The sequence below is a fragment of the Actinomyces sp. Z5 genome (assembly GCF_003287795.1).
Classification (GTDB): Bacteria; Actinomycetota; Actinomycetes; order Actinomycetales; family Actinomycetaceae; genus Actinomyces; species Actinomyces glycerinitolerans.
In genome coordinates, this window is the sequence record NZ_QMIN01000008.1 from 1 (window position 1) to 15,387 (window position 15,387).

The window sequence follows — 15,387 nt, forward strand, 5'->3', positions numbered from 1 at the left end:
CCGACAGGCTCAACAGCCACACACCGCCACCCAACCGCGCACCGCCACCCAAGCACTTACACAACCGGACCTAGCGCGAGCGTGTAAGGCCGCGAGCGTGTAAGGCACGGACTCACCCCTTCTGGGAGTCGACCAACTCGTCCTTGCTGACTGTCTCCACCCGCTGAGCACCCAAATCATCCGCTCCTGCGCGGATCCGCTCGATTAGCGCGGGACGGCTAAGGATGTCGAGCGTCTCCTCAAGTGACCCCAGGTCATCTGGAGAGATGACGACTGCCGCGGGGCGCCCGTGCCGGGTGATCGTCACGCGGCTGCGCTCCCGCTCCACCTGGCTTACGACCTCGGACAGGTGGTTCTTCACGTCGCGCAGCGGCATGAAGGCGTCGACCGACATAGCAACAATTGTTGCCACACCGGCGGTCTGCGTGCCGCACAGACACTTGACGAAATTATACATACAGGGTTGCCTGTAAGCATGCGTCGCACTGCCGCCGAGGCCGCCGAGACCCGTAAAGCCATCATCCACTCCGCCTTGCACCGCTTCGCACAGGACGGCTGGGAGGGCTGCTCGCTCGTCGAGGTGGCGCGCGGCGCAAACGTGACTCGCGGCGCCGTTTACCACCACTTCACCGGCAAGCGGGAGCTGCTGGACGCCGTCCTGGCCGAACAATGGCACAGCCGGGGTGAGGCGCTCTTGGCCGTGCTAGACACCTCAGCACCGCCGGAGGCGCGGCTCACGACGTTCCTGGCGGACTACCTGCGCAGGCTCCGTGAGGACACCGACTTCCGCGAGCTCGCCGTCGTCACGGTCCTTGTAGCGTCCCAAGCACCGGCGGTCAAGTCCGGACTGGAGCAGAAGACGGCGGCCGTCGCGCGATGGTCGGAGCGAATCGCCCGTCTCCTAACCGAGTGCGAACAGCGGCTTCGCGCTCCGCTTGACGTCGGGCGGTTCAGCATCACGGCGTTCCTGCACGGCGCCACGCTCACCGCGGCGCTCACACCAGAGGACCTCCCCGAACCAGAGTGCTGCGAAACGACGGCTCGTGCCCTCGTCGCCGGCCTGATCAACATCGAATCGCCTTGACCCCAGAGAAAGACCGGACATGCAACCAACACCCTCCGATGCCACAACCAGCCCGCGCATGGCCGTGGTGGTCGCCTGCGTCGCTCTGTTCACCGACATGCTCGTCTACGGGATTCTCATCCCCGTACTCCCCCTGCTCCCCGCCATGGCCGAGGCCGGCCCCTCGGCAACCGGGCTGCTCTTCGCCGCCTATGCGGCCGCACTGGTGATGGTCACTCCTATCGCCGGGCGAGTTGTGGACAAACGCGGTTCTCGTGGGCCACTGCTCGCTGCGTTGGTGGGTCTGGCATGCGCGTGTCTGCTGTTCACCATCGGTGGTCCTTACTGGTTGCTTCTGACGGCCCGCACGCTCCAGGGAGCTGCCGCCGGATTGAGTTGGGTGGCCGGACTGTCACTGATCGCCGCGACCGTGCCACTGCAGCGACGCGCGACCTATCTCGGGCTGGCGATGAGTATGGTTTCGGTCGGCGCGTTGGCGGGACCTCCCCTGGCGGGCTGGTTGGCCGGGCTCGGCGGACACTCCGCTCCCTTTCTTCTCGCGGCCGCGCTGCTCATGATCGACGGCGCGCTACGACTTGCGTTCGTCCGACCAACCTCACCGCCCAGCGACGACCCCGCTACCGCCTTGGATGTGTTGCGCACGCCCGGATGTTGGCCGGTCGTCGCGCTGATTCTCATAGGTGCCGCCGTAACCTCATGCATTGAGCCGGTGCTCCCTATGCAACTGGCTCGGGAGTTCGGCGTAGGTTCTGCGGGCATCGGCCTGCTGTTCGCGCTGCTTACGCTTGTCGCCGCATGTCTGAATCCACTGGTCGGTGCTTGCCTGCCACGCGTGTCGCTAAGAGCATTGACGCTGGTGGGCGCCGCAAGCGCGGCCGCGGGTTTGTTGCTAGTCGGGGTTGGACCGAATCTCCCGGTAATCACCGCCGGGCTTGTGTGCCTAGGCTCCGCAATCGCACTCCTGGTGGCACCGGCAAGTGCACTAATAGGCGTTCAGGGAGCCATGGCCACACCTCCCGCTATCGGCGGCGCCTACTCCCTCTACAACCTGGCTTACGCGGGCGGCCTGGTCCTGGGACCTGCACTCAGTGGTCCGCTCACCGAGCACCTCGGCTTCACGCATGCCTGCTTGACGCTGGCGGGGTTCCTAGCGCTCACTGTTCCCACATTCATCCGGTTGCCGCGCAAGTACGCGGCCGCGACCGCCGAAAGTGTCCAGATTCGGGACAGACGGGGTCAGCATCCCTGATTGCGTCCGTTGAAATCGCATGATTTCAATGCACTGGCACACTGGCACGGCGACGACAGCCTCGTTTGTCCCGAATATGGACTGACGGTGTGCCCATGCTCAATCATCATCGGGGCGCGGCGCGTTTTCTGCCGCATCGTCCTCGGACGCCTCTGTCCCCTCGTCGTCTTCCGCCTTGTCTGGCTCCGCCGGCGGCTCGGGGACCTCGACGTCGGGGGCGGGACGACCGCCGGGTGCCTCGACGGGGGCGGCGGCCGGCCGCTTGGCGGCCAACTCCTCCAGCATCTCGTCGACGACCTCCGCGGCCGTCTTCTTCTCCGCGTCCATCGCCTTCTTCACGTCCGCGGCGTACAGGTCCACGTACTCCTGACCGGACAGGGACATCAGCGCATACATGATCTCGTCGGTGATGGAGCGCAGCACGAAGCGGTCGTTCTCCAGACCCTGGTAGCGGGAGAAGTCCAGCGGCTCACCGATCACGATCCCCACCCGGTGCCGGGTGGAGGGAACCACCTGGCCGATGGGCTGGGCGAGGTTGGAACCGATCATGGCGACCGGGATCACCGGCGCCCCGGTGGCCAGGGCGACGCGCGCCACCCCGGTCTTGCCGCGGTACAAGCGCCCGTCGGGGCTACGCGTGCCCTCGGGATAGATGCCGAACAACTCGCCCGAGCGCAGTCGATCGATCCCGGCCTGCAGAGCCGCCATGGACGCTTTGCCCCCCGAGCGGTCCACCGGGATGGTGCCGACGGCGGTCATGAAGTTCTTCACCGCCCAGCCCTTGATGCCCTTGCCGGTGAAGTAGTCGGACTTGCCAATGAAGGCGACCTCGCGGTCCATCAGCAACGGCAGAAAGAATGAGTCGATGACCGCCAGGTGGTTGGAGGCCAGGATGGCGGGGCCCTCGGCGGGGATGTTCTCCTCACCGCGAATCCAGGGCTGGTAGAGCATCTCCATGGCCGGGCCGACGGCGGCCTTGATACCTCGGTAACCCACTGTGGGACCTCCTGTGTGCATCCGCGGTCGGGAACTGGCCGGCCGCCCGGGTACACGCGCCGGGCGTGTCCGCGGCCGGATCGGCTGCTGATCAAGTCTAGCCTCGCGGTGTGGTCCAACACGTGCTCTCGCCTCCGCCGTCCGTCGGCGCCGTCTTCGGCCGTGGGCGACGCGAGCCGGCACGGACGCCGTCGTCACCGTCCCAGCCGGTCCAGGCGGCCTTCGCGGACATGGGAACGGCGCTGCGTGAGGTGACCTTCGTCGTCGTCGATCTGGAGACCACCGGAGGCGGCCCGGGCGCGCACGCCATCACCGAGATCGGTGCCGTGAAGGTACGCGGCGGGGTGGTCGATTCGGAATTCTCCACGCTCGTAAATCCGGGCACCGCCATTCCCGCCCAGATAACGGTCCTGACCGGCATCACCAACGCCATGGTCGCCGACGCCCCTCCGGTAGCCCAGGCGGTGGCCGCCTTCCTGCAGTGGGCGCACCTGGCCGACCCGACGACGGTGGCGGTCGCCCACAACGCCCGCTTCGACCTCGGCCACCTGCGCGGGGCGGCCCGGGCCCTCGACCTGGATTGGCGTGAGCCGGTCGTACTGGACACGCTGGCACTGGCCCGCCGGGCCTGGGACCGCACCCAGGTGCCCAACCACAAGCTGGGCACGCTCGCCACCTTCGTGGGCTCCCCGACGACGCCCACCCACCGCGCGCTGGACGACGCCCGTGCCACGGTGGACGTGCTGCACGCCGCCCTGGAACGCCTCGGTCCCCAGGGCGTCACCCACCTGGAGGACCTGGCCACCGCCACCGACCCCGTGCCCGCATCCCGGCGGGTCAAGAGCCGGCTCGCCGACGACCTGCCCGCCGCGCCCGGCGTCTATCAGTTCCTCTCCCCCGCCGGGCAGGTGCTGTACGTGGGCAGCGCCGTGAACCTGCACCGGCGGGTGCGTTCCTACTTCACGGCCGCGGAGAAGCGCACCAAGGTGGCGCGCATGCTGGACACGACCGTGGCGGTGCGAGTGATCGAGACCCCCACCGAGTTGGAGGCGCGCGTGCGCGAACTGCGGCTCATCGCCGAGCTGGATCCGCCGGTCAACCGCCGCTCACGCGCCCCGCAGCGCCGCCCCTGGCTGCACCTGGTCGACTCCCCGCACCCACATCTGGGGCTGACTGCCGTGCTGCCGCTGTCGGAGGCGAGCCGCGCCATCGGCCCGTTCCCGTCGCGAAAGGCGGCCTTGGAGGCGCAGCGGGCCGCCGAGTCCGTGCTGCGTCTAGAGGTCTGGGACGGTCACAGCGCCCGGGCGGTGCGCCGCGCGGACACCCCGGCCGACGCCGGGATCGCGATGCGTGCCCTGTCCGGTGAGATCGATCTGGTCGCCCACCCGCTGCTGGCGCGAATAGCGGAACTGTCGGCCCAGGAGCGCTACGAGGAGGCGGGGCTGTGGACGCAGCGGCTGCGGGCGCTGCTGCTGGGGGCGCGGCGGGCGGAGCAGACTCGGCCGCTGCTGACCTGCCCGCATCTGCTGGCGGCCCGACGGCGCGAGCATGGCGGCTGGGAGTTGGTGGCGGTGCGTTGGGGGCGCCTGGCGGGCTCGGCGGTCACGGCGCCGGGCGTGGACCCGCGCCCCACCATTGCCACACTGCGCGCCACCGCGCAGGTGGTGGACCGGCCCGCGCGGGTGGGGTCGGAGACAAGCGTGGAGGAGACGGCGCTGTTGGCCGACTGGGTGCTGGATGCCGGGGCACGCCTGGTGGAGGTCGAGGGACTCGATGACGATGTGGCAGGCCAGAGCCTCGAAGGCGGAGCGGCCGCAGCGCTGTCTTGGCCGGTGGGGGCTGCCGCCCGACACCGGCGCGTCATTGACGCCGAGGTTTGATGAAGTGTTCTGCCGACAGGCCCAGCCCAGGCGCCATAGGGCAGGGCGGTGTCGGCCCGCTATCAGCCTGCCGGGGTGACCGAGCCGCGCCGTGCCCGCAGCGCCTTGGCGACGCCCTCCTGCAGGCTGAGCGGGTCCAGCGGCCGTGGCACCACGACTTCCGCCTTGGCCCAGGCGGCCAACCAGTCGTCCTGGGGGCGGGCGGTCAACAGCACCACCGGAGGCCGCTGCTCAAGCTCGGTGAACAGCTCGTGCGCCAATCCCATGCCGCCCAGCTTCTTGGTCTCGGCATCCAACACCAGGGCGGCGAAGGGGGCCCGTCCGGCCTTCTGCCGGTCCTTGATGGCCAGGCGAACACCCTCGGCGGTGGCGGCCTCGGTCCAGGACACCAGTGGCATTCCCTTGGCGGGGCGGCGTCCGACGCCGTTCTTCACCTGCTGGCGCACGGTGGCGTCATCTGAGAAGACAAGAAGGTCGAGGGTGGCGGGTGCTGCCTGGTCGGTCATGCGGTCCTCCAGTGGACGACGGGGGCTTCCGCGGTCAGTGTAATCGCGTGACCGACATGCGTAGGGCCCTTCTAAGCTCACCGATCACCGTCTACGATTAATCTCGTCTAGGACTTCAGTCGCACCCATGAGTGAGGCTGCGTACCGCGACGTCAGTACCGACAACCGCACACCGCGAGGCAGGACCGCTATGAGCGCACCGACCGACATCAACACTCCGAGGTACACGCTGCCCGAGCTCCCCTACGACTACGCCGCCCTGGAGCCGCACATCTCAGGACGCATTATGGAGCTCCACCACGACCGCCACCACGCCGCCTACGTCACCGGCGCCAATGCCGCCCTGGAGCAGCTGGCCGCGGCCCGCTCTACCGGCGACTTCGCCGCCATCAACCTGTGGGAGAAGAACCTGGCCTTCAATCTGGGCGGGCACCTCAACCACTCGATCTTCTGGAAGAACCTGTCCCCCAACGGCGGCGGCGAGCCCGAGGGCGAACTGGCCGAGGCCGTCAAGGACTCCTTCGGCTCCTTCGCCGCTCTCAAGCAGCAGCTGAACGCCACCGCGCTGGGCATCCAGGGCTCCGGCTGGGCGGTGCTCGCCTACGACTCGCTGTCCGGCAAGCTGGTCACCTTCCAGCTGTTCGACCAGCAGGGCAACGTGCCCGTGGGGACCATCCCGCTGTTCCAGATCGACATGTGGGAGCACGCCTTCTACCTTGACTACCTCAACGTCAAGGCCGACTACCTGGCGGCCATCTGGCAGATCGTCAACTGGGAGGACGTGTCCGCTCGCCTGGCGAACGCCGTCGCCCACGCCGAGGGCCTGATCGTGCGCTGACACCCGCCCGCGCCGTCTGAGCGGAACAAGCGCATCGCATACGCGAGGGCCGCCCGGCACCGGTGTGGTGCCGGGCGGCCCTCGCTATGCCGAGGCCTGGGGCGGGTGGTTACAGGATCTTGGCCACGTCGACTACGTAGGCGGACGCGACGGTACCCGCCGCCTCGTCACCAGGCATAAGGATGACAACGCGGGAGCCAACCGGCACCCCCACCAGGCCGCCGATTAGCGTCGCGGCCGCAACAACGGTCGTGATCTGCGGGCCGCCCACCTCCCAGGAGGACTGCAACGAGCCGTTGTCGCCCCAATTGACGAAGGCCAGTTCCAGCGCCACCTGATCGCCCTCGGCGATCTCATCACCGGCACCGCGCGCCAGCACGAAGTTCTGCTGCTCGGTGGGCGCCTCGGCTCCGTCGGCCACGGAGATGGTGGCTGCGGCGCCCAGGTCGCCGGAGACGGTGACGCCCAGGTCCGCCAGGGTCTGCTGCGCCTCGGCGTCAACCTCCGCATCCTTCGTGGCAGAAACAACTTCATCGGTGTTGATCGCCTGTTCGACCTCAACCACGAACACCAAGGGGCCGGATGGAGAGTTCGGTGACACGGCCAGCTGGCCGTATGCCAGCTCGGCGGGAATGGAGAGCAGCAGCCGATCCCCGACACGATGCCCGGCAATCCCACAGCGCCAGCCGGAGATGACCCCCTGCAGGCTGAACGGCGTCGCCTCTCCCCGCGCATATGAGGAGTCGAAGACCTCGGTCGCGCCCCACTCCCAGCCGGCGTAGTCGGCGAGGACGATCGAGTCCTCGGTCAGCTCGGCGCCGTCGCCAGCATCAAGGGTCTTGACGGTCAGGTTGGCCGGCGCATCGCCGTCGCCCCAGGTGACGGTGGGCTCGGCGTCGGCATCCCCCTCGAGCGTGGGCAGGGAGTCGGCGTCGTCGTCAATCTTCAGCGTGGAGCAGTCGACATTGCTCAATGGCGTTACGGCGGCCTCAGCGGAGCCGCTGGCTCCTCCAGACGAATCGGAGCAGCCCGCCAGGGCCAGACAGGCGGTCAGGGCCAGAGCGGGCAGGACAGTCGTGACACGGCGCAATTGAATACTCCTCGAATGCGTGCGAAAAGCGACGGGGTGAGGCGGGAGACGTGCGTCCGCTGCGCCACCCCGGCGCTGAACGGCACCGACACCAGCGAAGGGCCGGCTGCACGTGGAGCAGGACGATCGACGCCCGGTGCACTCAGTGGAAGGACTCGCCGCATGCGCAGGTGCCGACGGCGTTGGGGTTGTCGATGGTGAAGCCCTGCTTCTCGATCGTGTCGGAGAAGTCGATGGTGGCGCCATTCAGGTAAGGCACACTCATGCGGTCAACGACCACCTCCACGGAGGCGAGCTCGGCGTCACCGGTCGCGAAGGAGCGGATGGCGTCGCCGTCCAGGAGGCGCTCGTCGAAGTAGAGCTGATAGACGAGCCCGGAGCAACCGCCCGGCTGCACGGCCACACGCAGACGCAGGTCATCGCGGCCCTCCTGCACGAGTAGGCCGGCCACCTTGGCGGCGGCGGCCTCGGTGAGCATGACCTCGTGGGTGGGAGCGATCGTGTCGGTGGAAGCGTCGGTCAGGGTGGTCTCAGCCATGTCTGTCTCCTACTAACTCCTACTAAGGGGTGCCTTGCACCGGGGCGAACACGCCGACGGTCCGAGATGTTCCCCTCACCCTACGTCGGGCCGCATAGTGAACGGGAACACCGACGGGAGTGATGACACTCACCGTTCCAGCCGAGTCAGGCGAGCGTGACGAGCTCCAGGTAGTCCTCGCTCCACAGATCCTCGTCACCGTCGGGCAGCAGCAGCACCCGATCGGGGTTCAGGGCCTTGACGGCGCCCTCATCGTGGGTGACCAGCACGACGGCGCCGGCGAAGGTGCCCAGGGCGTGCAGGATCTCCTCCCGGCTGGCCGGATCGAGGTTATTGGTCGGCTCATCCAGCAGCAGCACGTTGGCGCTGGAGACCACCAGCAGCGCCAGGGCCAGGCGGGTCTTCTCCCCGCCGGACAGGACGCGGGCGGGCTTATCGGCGTCGGCCCCGGAGAACAGGAACGAGCCCAACACGCTGCGCACCTCGGTGTCATCCAGACCGGGCGCGGCGCTGCGCAGGTTCTCCACCACGGTGCGCGAGTCGTCGATGGTCTCATGCTCCTGCGCGTAGTAGCCGAGTTTCATGCCGGTGCCGGCCTGCACCCGCCCGGAGTCGGGTTGCTCGATGCCGGCCAGCAGCCGCAGCAGCGTGGTCTTGCCGGCTCCGTTCAGGCCCAGAACCACCACGCGGCTGCCGCGGTCGATGGCCAGGTCGACGCCGGCGAACACCTCCAGGGAGCCGTAGGCCTTGGACAGTCCGGCAGCGCGCAGCGGCACCTTGCCGCAGGGGGCGGGGTCGGGGAAGCGCAGGCGGGCGACCTTCTCCTGGGCGCGCTCGGCCTCCAGGCCCTCCATGAGCCGGTCGGCGCGCTTGAGCATCTGCTGGGCGGCCACGGCCTTGGTGGCCTTGGCGCGCATCTTCTCCCCCTGGGCGCGCAGCGCCGCCGCCTTCTTCTCGGCATTCGCACGCTCACGACGACGCCGGTTCTCGTCATCGGCGCGCTGCTTGAGGTAGGCGTCCCAGCCCAGGTGGTAGACGTCCAGGACGCCGCGGCCGGCGTCCAGGTACATGATCTGGTTGACGGTGTCGCGAAGCAGCTCCACATCGTGGCTGATGACGATGAAGCCGCCCGAGTAGGCGCGCAGGTGGTCGCGCAGCCACAGGATCGAGTCGTGGTCCAGGTGGTTGGTGGGCTCGTCCAGCAGCAGCGTGTCCGGCTGCTGAAACAGGACGCGGGCCAGCTCCACGCGACGGCGCTGACCACCGGACAGGGTGCCGATCGGCTGGTCGAGCACCCGGTCGGGCAGGCCCAGGGAGGCGCAGATGCGGGCGGCCTCACTGGCGGCGGCGTAGCCGCCCGCCATGGTGAACTCGTGGTCCAGGCGGGTGTAGCGGTCCAGGGCCTTGGCCTGCGCGTTGCCGCTGGTGGTGGCGATCTTCTCCTCGGCGCGGCGGATGCGCGCCAGCAGCGCGTCGATGCCGCGGGCGGATAGGACCCGATCGCGGGTGATCTCGTTCAGGTCCCCGACCCGGGTGTCTTGGGGCAGGTAGCCGACCGAGCCGTTGCAGGTGATCAGGCCCTCGTGCTCGACGGCCTCCAGGCCGTGGCGCTCATCGGCGTCGGCGACCGCCTGGCTGGTGCCCTGCGCCACCGAGGCGGCCGCCAAGAGCTTGGTCATGGTGGTCTTGCCGGCCCCGTTGCGTCCCACCAGCCCGATGCGCATGCCCTTGTCCACCCGGAAGGAGGCGTCGGCCACTAGCTGCCGGGCGCCGATGCGCATGGTGAGGTTCTGGACGTTAATCACGATGCGCATGCTACGGGTATCCGGGCGGCCGCCCGCCCCTGGGAACGCGGCGGCCGACCCGGTTGTCCATCACATCGCCGGGAGGCGGTCGCCCGGCGCACAGGGCGGCTCAGTCCCACCACAGCCAGGTGCCGACCGGCCCATGGGTCCAGTGGCGGCGCAGGGGCTTGAGCTCATCGGGGCCGGCGTGAGCGTCCAGCTGGTAGCGCTCGGCCACGCAGCGCCACACCTCCCGCAGCCCCAGGGCGACCAGCGCCTCGAGCTCTTCGACGTCGTCGGGGTCACGGTCCTCACAGGCCCAGTACTCGTCATCGTCATACTCGTCTCCGTCATCCTCGATACCCGCGATCACCTCGTAGAGGGCGTCGAGCAGGTCGGGGTCGGCGATCCACAGCCCCTCCACGCTGACGCGCTCGTCCTTTCGCTGGGGGCCGATGCCGTAGCCGGACAGGCGTACCCGCCCGTCGGCGCGCACGCAGGCGCGCAGTAGGGCGCCCAGGGTGGGGCCGAGGTTCTGCCGGTCGCCGAGCTGTTCGGCGGGCAGTATGTCCAGTAGCCGCCGGGCGGTGCGCGGCCCCAGGTCGTGGAAGGGCGTGTAGTCGTCCTCCGGGGTGCCGTCGGCACCGATGAGCCCGGCGGGGGCGAAGCCGAACTGGGCGGGGATCACGGTGGAGCGCAACTCGTCGCGACAGTCGGCCAGGGCGTGCCATACGCCGGCGCGCACCGTCCAGCCGCGTGGCCCGTACAGACCAGGGTCCTGGTCCCTCTCACTTGTGGGCGGCGCCGTGCGACGCGGCGACGGCGGTGCCTGGACCGTGATGGGAGCGTTGGTCGGGGTGGATGAGAGCGGGGTCATGATGAGTCTCCTCGGCTTGGGATGCTGCGACGGCGTCGTCGCCGTCGAGTTCCAGCCTGTGCCTGCTCCGGGGTCCGACGCCGAGCACCTGTGAATGCGATTCGCGCAGGCTGTCGCGAAGCGCACCGGTGGACTTCGGTGAGTTCTCGGGCCGTCACCAGCAGGCGGTCAGGAGCTCGCAAGCCGCTCATCAGCGGAATGCGGCGTGTCGCCCAGCGACGCGCGGTCGGGCAAGGAAATATGCCCCAGGTCACCTTCAGGGGCGTTACTCTGACATGCAGGGCCCTATGCATCCGGGCCCCTCCACCCAGCCCGTCGGCCCCCCTTGGGGTGCGGCCGACGGCCGACGGTTAAGGTGAACATGGCAACAACCACATCCGCTCCAGAAGCGATTCTCGAGGCCGTGGGTGGCCCCGAGAACATCGTCAACCTCACCCACTGCGCAACGCGACTGCGCTTTGAGCTCCAGGACGCCTCCGTGGTCGACAAGGCCACGGTGGAGAAGATCCCCGGCGTGATGGGTGCGGTCCCGCAGGCAGGCGACCGCTACCAGATCGTCATCGGCGGTGCCGTCCAGAGCGTGTACGACGACATCATGAATCTGCCCGCCATGAAGAGCGGCGGCGCCAAGACGGCACAGTCGAACGCCGACGTCAAGGCCGCCGCCCGCGCAAAGGCGCGCGGCAAGAACGCGTTCGTGGACGCGTTCTTCGAGTACCTGTCCGACTCCTTCCGGCCACTGCTGCCGGTGCTGCTGGGCACCTCGCTGATCATCGCCGGCGAGGCCATGGCCGAAGCCTTCGGGCTCATCGACACCCACGCCGAGGTCAAGCCGGCCTGGCTGGCCTTCATCGACGCCATGTACCGCTCGGTGTTCTACTTCCTGCCGATCATGGTGGCCTACAACGCCTCCAAGAAGCTGCGGATCGACCCGTGGGTGGGCACGGCCGTCATGGCGGCGCTCATTACGCCGAACTACATCGACATGAGCGACCTCGCCAAAACGACCGACGTGGTCTGCACCCACAACGCTCTCCTCGACCGGGACTTCTGCACCGCCACCGTGTTCGGGCTGCCCATGCAGTTGAACGACTACGGCGGCCAGGTGTTCACGCCTCTGATCATGGTGGCGCTCCTGGCACCGCTGTACAAGGGGCTGACCCGGATCATCTCCCCGAACCTGCAGATGGTGTTCGTGCCCTTCCTGTCCTTCGTGATCATGATGCCGATCACGGCGTTCATCCTCGGCCCCATCGGCATCTGGGTCGGCACGGCCCTGGGTACGGCGCTGTCTACGCTGAATAACGCCGCCCCGGTCGTCTTCGCGATCATCATTCCGCTGTTGTATCCGTTCCTGGTGCCGTTGGGCCTGCACTGGCCACTGAACGCCCTGATGCTGGCCAACATCGACTCCCTGGGGTACGACTTCATTCAGGGCCCCATGGGCGCTTGGAACTTCGCCTGCTTCGGCGCCACCGCGGCGGTGCTGGCCATCTCCATCCGGGAGAAGGACAACGAAATGCGCCAGACGGCCTTCGGTGCGCTGGTGGCCGGCCTGTTCGGCGGCATCTCCGAGCCGAGCCTGTACGGTATCCATCTGCGCTTCAAGCGCATCTACCCGCGCATGCTGGTCGGCTGCGCCGTGGGTGGTCTGATCGTGGGCATCGGTGGTGGTGTGGACGCGCGTACCTTCGCCTTCACCTCGCTGCTGACCATTCCGGTCTTCTACCCCATGGCCCTGTACGCCATCGCCATTGCGGCGGCCTTCTTCACCTCCTTCATCATCCTGTTCATCTCCGACTACCGCACGGAGGAGGAGAAGGCGGAGGCCCGCGCGGCGGCCGCCGCGGACGGCTACGTGGAGGCCTCCCCGGAGGAGACCGCCGCCGACTTGGCGCTGGAGGAGGCCGCCAAGGCCCAGGCCGCGCAGCCCAAGCCGGCACTGGTTGAGGGCGCGGTCACCGAACTCGTATCCCCCGTGCGCGGCACCGTGGTGCCGCTCGCCGAGGTCGCCGACCCGGTGTTCGCCGGTGGCGCCGTCGGCCAGGGTGTCGGCATCGAGCCCTCCGAACAGCAGATCGTGGTGACCGCCCCGGCGGCCGGCACCGTGGTGGTGGCGCCGGAGTCCGGGCACGCCTACGGTATCAACCTGGACTCGGGCGTGGAGCTGCTCATCCACGTCGGCCTGGACACGGTCGAGATGGAGGGCAAGGGCTTCGAAGTCCTGGTCAAGCAGGGCGACCGCGTCGAGGCGGGCCAGGAGCTGGTGCGCGTGGACCGGGCCGCCGTTGAGCAGGCAGGGCACCCGCTGACCACCCCGATTCTGATCACCAACACGGCGGCCTTCACCTCCGTGGAGGCGATCGCCTCCGGCGAGGTCGCCCCGGGCGACCCGCTGCTGCGGCTCACCGCCTGATCCGCACCTCACCCGGTCGACGACACGTCGGCCGGCGAGACAAGGCGCCGGTGGCCGGCACCCCGTTGCGGGGTGCCGACCACCGGCACATTTCGCGGGTTCCCGGCGGCGCGGCCAACCAGCCACCACGACCAGATTCCGTGTTGAAGGAGTCCACCGGCAGGCAGGTAGAAGACTTCACTGTCCTCCTGTCGTGGGCAACCCGGCAAGTACTCCCAGGCTGATCAGACTGACCGTCCCCGGTTTGCTCGAACCCCTCGTCAACGGATACCGCGACCTGGCGCGCGAGGCACGAACCATCCCTACCACCCCGCAATGGTCGACGGCGAGCTCCGCTACGGATCGCTCAGACCGGTGACGCAGCGAGCCTGGCTGGCGGCCGCAGCGGCGGTGGCGCGAGGCCTGTGACACCGGGGACCGCAAGGGCGGCGTTATCGTTCCGGTATCGGGTAGGGTCGAGGTTATGAGAGTGGACAAGGCCGCCTGGCACGAGGCGTGGCTGCACGCCACCCCGCAGTGGGTGGACATGAGAATGGATGATGCCCTGGAATACCGGGGCTGGTCTCCGATGGGGGTGGGCCAGCCTGCCAGTGAGCAGCACCTAGAGCGGTTCGGGGGCGTGCTGCCGGCCTCGGTGCTGCAGCTGTGGCGCCGCTTCGGCTTCGACGGCTTCGGGGACGGGCGCTGGTGGTTCACCGACCCCCTGGAGTGGCAGACAGTAGTGGACGCCTGGCTGGAGGGCACGCCCATCCCGTTTCCGGAGCAGAAGTGGTGGTGCCTGTCCCGCTCCGCCATGGGCGACATGGAGCTGTGGGGGGAGGTCTCCGGCCCCGCACTTACCATCACCCCCACCCTGGGCTGGATACGCCCCGACGCCGGCAACGCCCGCAAGATGTCCGACCCGGTGATGCGCGAGCGCAAGGGCTGCACCATACTGGTATCGCCACGCAAGGATACGTTCGAAGATGATGACACCGGCGAGCTGCTGGTGGACTGGGCGATTGAGCACCTGGGCACCCTGGGCCCGGGCCAGGTCTACGGGCTGACCCCCGCCTACTGCTTCACCGGCAAGGCCAGCACCAGTCAGGTGGGCATCGAGGACGCCACCGCGCACCTGACCTTCCTCGCCCAGGCCCAGGAGCACACCCTGGTGGAGGACTTCTCCGACGCGGTCTCCGGCATAGCCGCAGGCATCGCCAACAACACCGACACCGATGGCGGTGGGGCCCAGGACAGCTCCGACAACAGCGCCGATGACCAAGGCGGGGACGTCGGCACCTCGGCGGAGGCCAATTCCTAATGCCTATACACCCCGACAACCCCAGCCCGGCCATCAACACCGTCCCGGGCTTGGTGGCTGCGGATATGTTCACCCCGGGGCGTGCCGGGGGCAGGGACGTGCTGGTGTGGGAGGGCAGTGCTGCTGCGCCGGCGAGCCCGCTGCCCTGGCACTCGAGCACGCCGGTGAAGGTCTTCTTCCACACCGGGCGGCGGCCGGGTACCAAGGCGCTGCCCCTGGAGTTCACCCGCCAGCTGGACCGCCAGCTGAGCGCCTTGTCCCTGCTGTCGGCCGAGAGGTTGTTGGAGGGCATACGCACCTACCGGGAACAAGGCCGCCAACCCAACTCCAACACCACCAACAAAGCCCGCGAGAACTTCATGGACAAGGTCATGCGCGAACTGGTGGACGAGTATGACTTCTCCGAGCAGGAGGCTGAGGAGAAGCGGGATGAGATCAACGATGCCCTGGTGGTGCTGCACGAGTCCGACCAGGTCACCTTCGGCCCCTCCCAACCGGGAATGAGCGTGCAGGGCTACCCGTCGGTGGGGTACGGGCCGGTCAACTCCTCCATCGGCTCCCAAGGCAAACCCATGTCGCGGGTGCTGGAGGAGGCCGCCCAGGCCGTCCCCGCCGAGCAGCGCGCCGGCGTACGCATCCTGGTACGAGCAGTACTCACGCACTCCCCCAAGCTCACCAGGCAGCTGCGCAATGGCCAGGCAGTCTTGGAACCCCGCTCCCAGGCACAACAGGCCGCCACCAGCCCCAGAGCACCCCCCTGGACCCCAGGCAAAGTCGCCGCCGACATCGCCAACAACACCACCCCCTGGCAGCCGCCCACCTCGCCGCA

At 68.5% G+C, this 15,387-nt stretch carries 14 protein-coding genes; 7 read left to right on the forward strand and 7 right to left on the reverse strand.

From position 1 onward, the window contains the following. Window positions 1-112: 112 nt before the first annotated feature. Window positions 113-394, reverse strand: coding sequence for a type II toxin-antitoxin system Phd/YefM family antitoxin (locus tag DRB06_RS00575; RefSeq protein ID WP_220092946.1), 282 nt, complete (start codon window positions 392-394; stop codon window positions 113-115). An 81-nt stretch (window positions 395-475) separates the two neighbouring features. Here DRB06_RS00575 and DRB06_RS00580 point away from each other — a divergent pair, with 81 nt between their 5' ends. Beyond that, window positions 476-1,084 carry a TetR/AcrR family transcriptional regulator gene (locus tag DRB06_RS00580; protein WP_111818867.1) on the forward strand — a complete coding sequence of 203 codons (609 nt, stop codon included), beginning with the start codon at window positions 476-478 and terminating at the stop codon, window positions 1,082-1,084. Window positions 1,085-1,103: 19 nt separating this feature from the next. After that, window positions 1,104-2,333: an MFS transporter gene (locus tag DRB06_RS00585; protein ID WP_258522094.1), complete on the forward strand. Its 1,230-nt coding sequence runs from the start codon at window positions 1,104-1,106 to the stop codon at window positions 2,331-2,333. Window positions 2,334-2,432: 99 nt separating this feature from the next. Here DRB06_RS00585 and DRB06_RS00590 read toward each other — a convergent pair whose 3' ends face one another. Then, window positions 2,433-3,329 carry a 1-acyl-sn-glycerol-3-phosphate acyltransferase gene (locus tag DRB06_RS00590; protein ID WP_108967396.1) on the reverse strand — a complete coding sequence of 299 codons (897 nt, stop codon included), beginning with the start codon at window positions 3,327-3,329 and terminating at the stop codon, window positions 2,433-2,435. 110 nt (window positions 3,330-3,439) lie between these two features. On the opposite strand from DRB06_RS00590, the gene DRB06_RS00595 reads away from it, so the two are divergent. Then, on the forward strand, window positions 3,440-5,209 hold the full coding sequence (locus DRB06_RS00595; RefSeq protein WP_258522095.1) for a DEDD exonuclease domain-containing protein: 1,770 nt from the start codon (window positions 3,440-3,442) through the stop codon (window positions 5,207-5,209). A gap of 62 nt (window positions 5,210-5,271) precedes the next feature. Here DRB06_RS00595 and DRB06_RS00600 read toward each other — a convergent pair whose 3' ends face one another. After that, the gene (locus tag DRB06_RS00600; protein ID WP_111818869.1) at window positions 5,272-5,715 is read right to left on the reverse strand and encodes a hypothetical protein; all 444 of its coding nucleotides are present in this window, start codon (window positions 5,713-5,715) and stop codon (window positions 5,272-5,274) included. Window positions 5,716-5,905: 190 nt separating this feature from the next. Between DRB06_RS00600 and DRB06_RS00605 the strand changes: the two genes are divergently transcribed. Beyond that, window positions 5,906-6,553 (forward strand): superoxide dismutase, encoded by a 648-nt coding sequence (locus DRB06_RS00605; RefSeq protein WP_111818870.1) that lies wholly within the window; start codon window positions 5,906-5,908, stop codon window positions 6,551-6,553. Between the two features lie 109 nt (window positions 6,554-6,662). Here the strand turns inward: DRB06_RS00605 and DRB06_RS00610 are convergent, their stop codons facing one another. From DRB06_RS00610 to DRB06_RS00625, 4 genes are all read right to left on the reverse strand, one after another. Next, window positions 6,663-7,643, reverse strand: coding sequence for an FKBP-type peptidyl-prolyl cis-trans isomerase (locus DRB06_RS00610; protein ID WP_073331615.1), 981 nt, complete (start codon window positions 7,641-7,643; stop codon window positions 6,663-6,665). A gap of 142 nt (window positions 7,644-7,785) precedes the next feature. Further along, window positions 7,786-8,181: an iron-sulfur cluster assembly accessory protein gene (locus DRB06_RS00615; protein WP_073331612.1), complete on the reverse strand. Its 396-nt coding sequence runs from the start codon at window positions 8,179-8,181 to the stop codon at window positions 7,786-7,788. A gap of 146 nt (window positions 8,182-8,327) precedes the next feature. Then, window positions 8,328-9,986 carry an ABC-F family ATP-binding cassette domain-containing protein gene (locus tag DRB06_RS00620; protein ID WP_181575143.1) on the reverse strand — a complete coding sequence of 553 codons (1,659 nt, stop codon included), beginning with the start codon at window positions 9,984-9,986 and terminating at the stop codon, window positions 8,328-8,330. Between the two features lie 109 nt (window positions 9,987-10,095). Continuing rightward, the gene (locus tag DRB06_RS00625) at window positions 10,096-10,842 is read right to left on the reverse strand and encodes a hypothetical protein (RefSeq protein ID WP_234415858.1); all 747 of its coding nucleotides are present in this window, start codon (window positions 10,840-10,842) and stop codon (window positions 10,096-10,098) included. 361 nt (window positions 10,843-11,203) lie between these two features. Here DRB06_RS00625 and DRB06_RS00630 point away from each other — a divergent pair, with 361 nt between their 5' ends. From DRB06_RS00630 to DRB06_RS00640, 3 genes are all read left to right on the forward strand, one after another. Beyond that, window positions 11,204-13,258, forward strand: coding sequence for a glucose PTS transporter subunit IIA (locus tag DRB06_RS00630; protein ID WP_108967407.1), 2,055 nt, complete (start codon window positions 11,204-11,206; stop codon window positions 13,256-13,258). Between the two features lie 463 nt (window positions 13,259-13,721). After that, the gene (locus tag DRB06_RS00635; RefSeq protein WP_111818873.1) at window positions 13,722-14,558 is read left to right on the forward strand and encodes a GAD-like domain-containing protein; all 837 of its coding nucleotides are present in this window, start codon (window positions 13,722-13,724) and stop codon (window positions 14,556-14,558) included. Then, a partial coding sequence (locus DRB06_RS00640) for a polymorphic toxin type 15 domain-containing protein (protein ID WP_111818874.1) occupies window positions 14,558-15,387 on the forward strand: 830 nt, incomplete at its 3' end. The genes DRB06_RS00635 and DRB06_RS00640, both read left to right, overlap by 1 nt.

Coding starts and splice junctions, on each gene's coding strand:
- DRB06_RS00575 (WP_220092946.1), bottom strand. CDS start 394: ATGTCGGTCGACGCCTTCATGCCGCTGCGCGACGTGAAGAACCACCTG.
- DRB06_RS00580 (WP_111818867.1), top strand. CDS start 476: ATGCGTCGCACTGCCGCCGAGGCCGCCGAGACCCGTAAAGCCATCATC.
- DRB06_RS00585 (WP_258522094.1), top strand. CDS start 1,104: ATGCAACCAACACCCTCCGATGCCACAACCAGCCCGCGCATGGCCGTG.
- DRB06_RS00600 (WP_111818869.1), bottom strand. CDS start 5,715: ATGACCGACCAGGCAGCACCCGCCACCCTCGACCTTCTTGTCTTCTCA.
- DRB06_RS00605 (WP_111818870.1), top strand. CDS start 5,906: ATGAGCGCACCGACCGACATCAACACTCCGAGGTACACGCTGCCCGAG.
- DRB06_RS00615 (WP_073331612.1), bottom strand. CDS start 8,181: ATGGCTGAGACCACCCTGACCGACGCTTCCACCGACACGATCGCTCCC.
- DRB06_RS00625 (WP_234415858.1), bottom strand. CDS start 10,842: ATGACCCCGCTCTCATCCACCCCGACCAACGCTCCCATCACGGTCCAG.
- DRB06_RS00630 (WP_108967407.1), top strand. CDS start 11,204: ATGGCAACAACCACATCCGCTCCAGAAGCGATTCTCGAGGCCGTGGGT.
- DRB06_RS00635 (WP_111818873.1), top strand. CDS start 13,722: ATGAGAGTGGACAAGGCCGCCTGGCACGAGGCGTGGCTGCACGCCACC.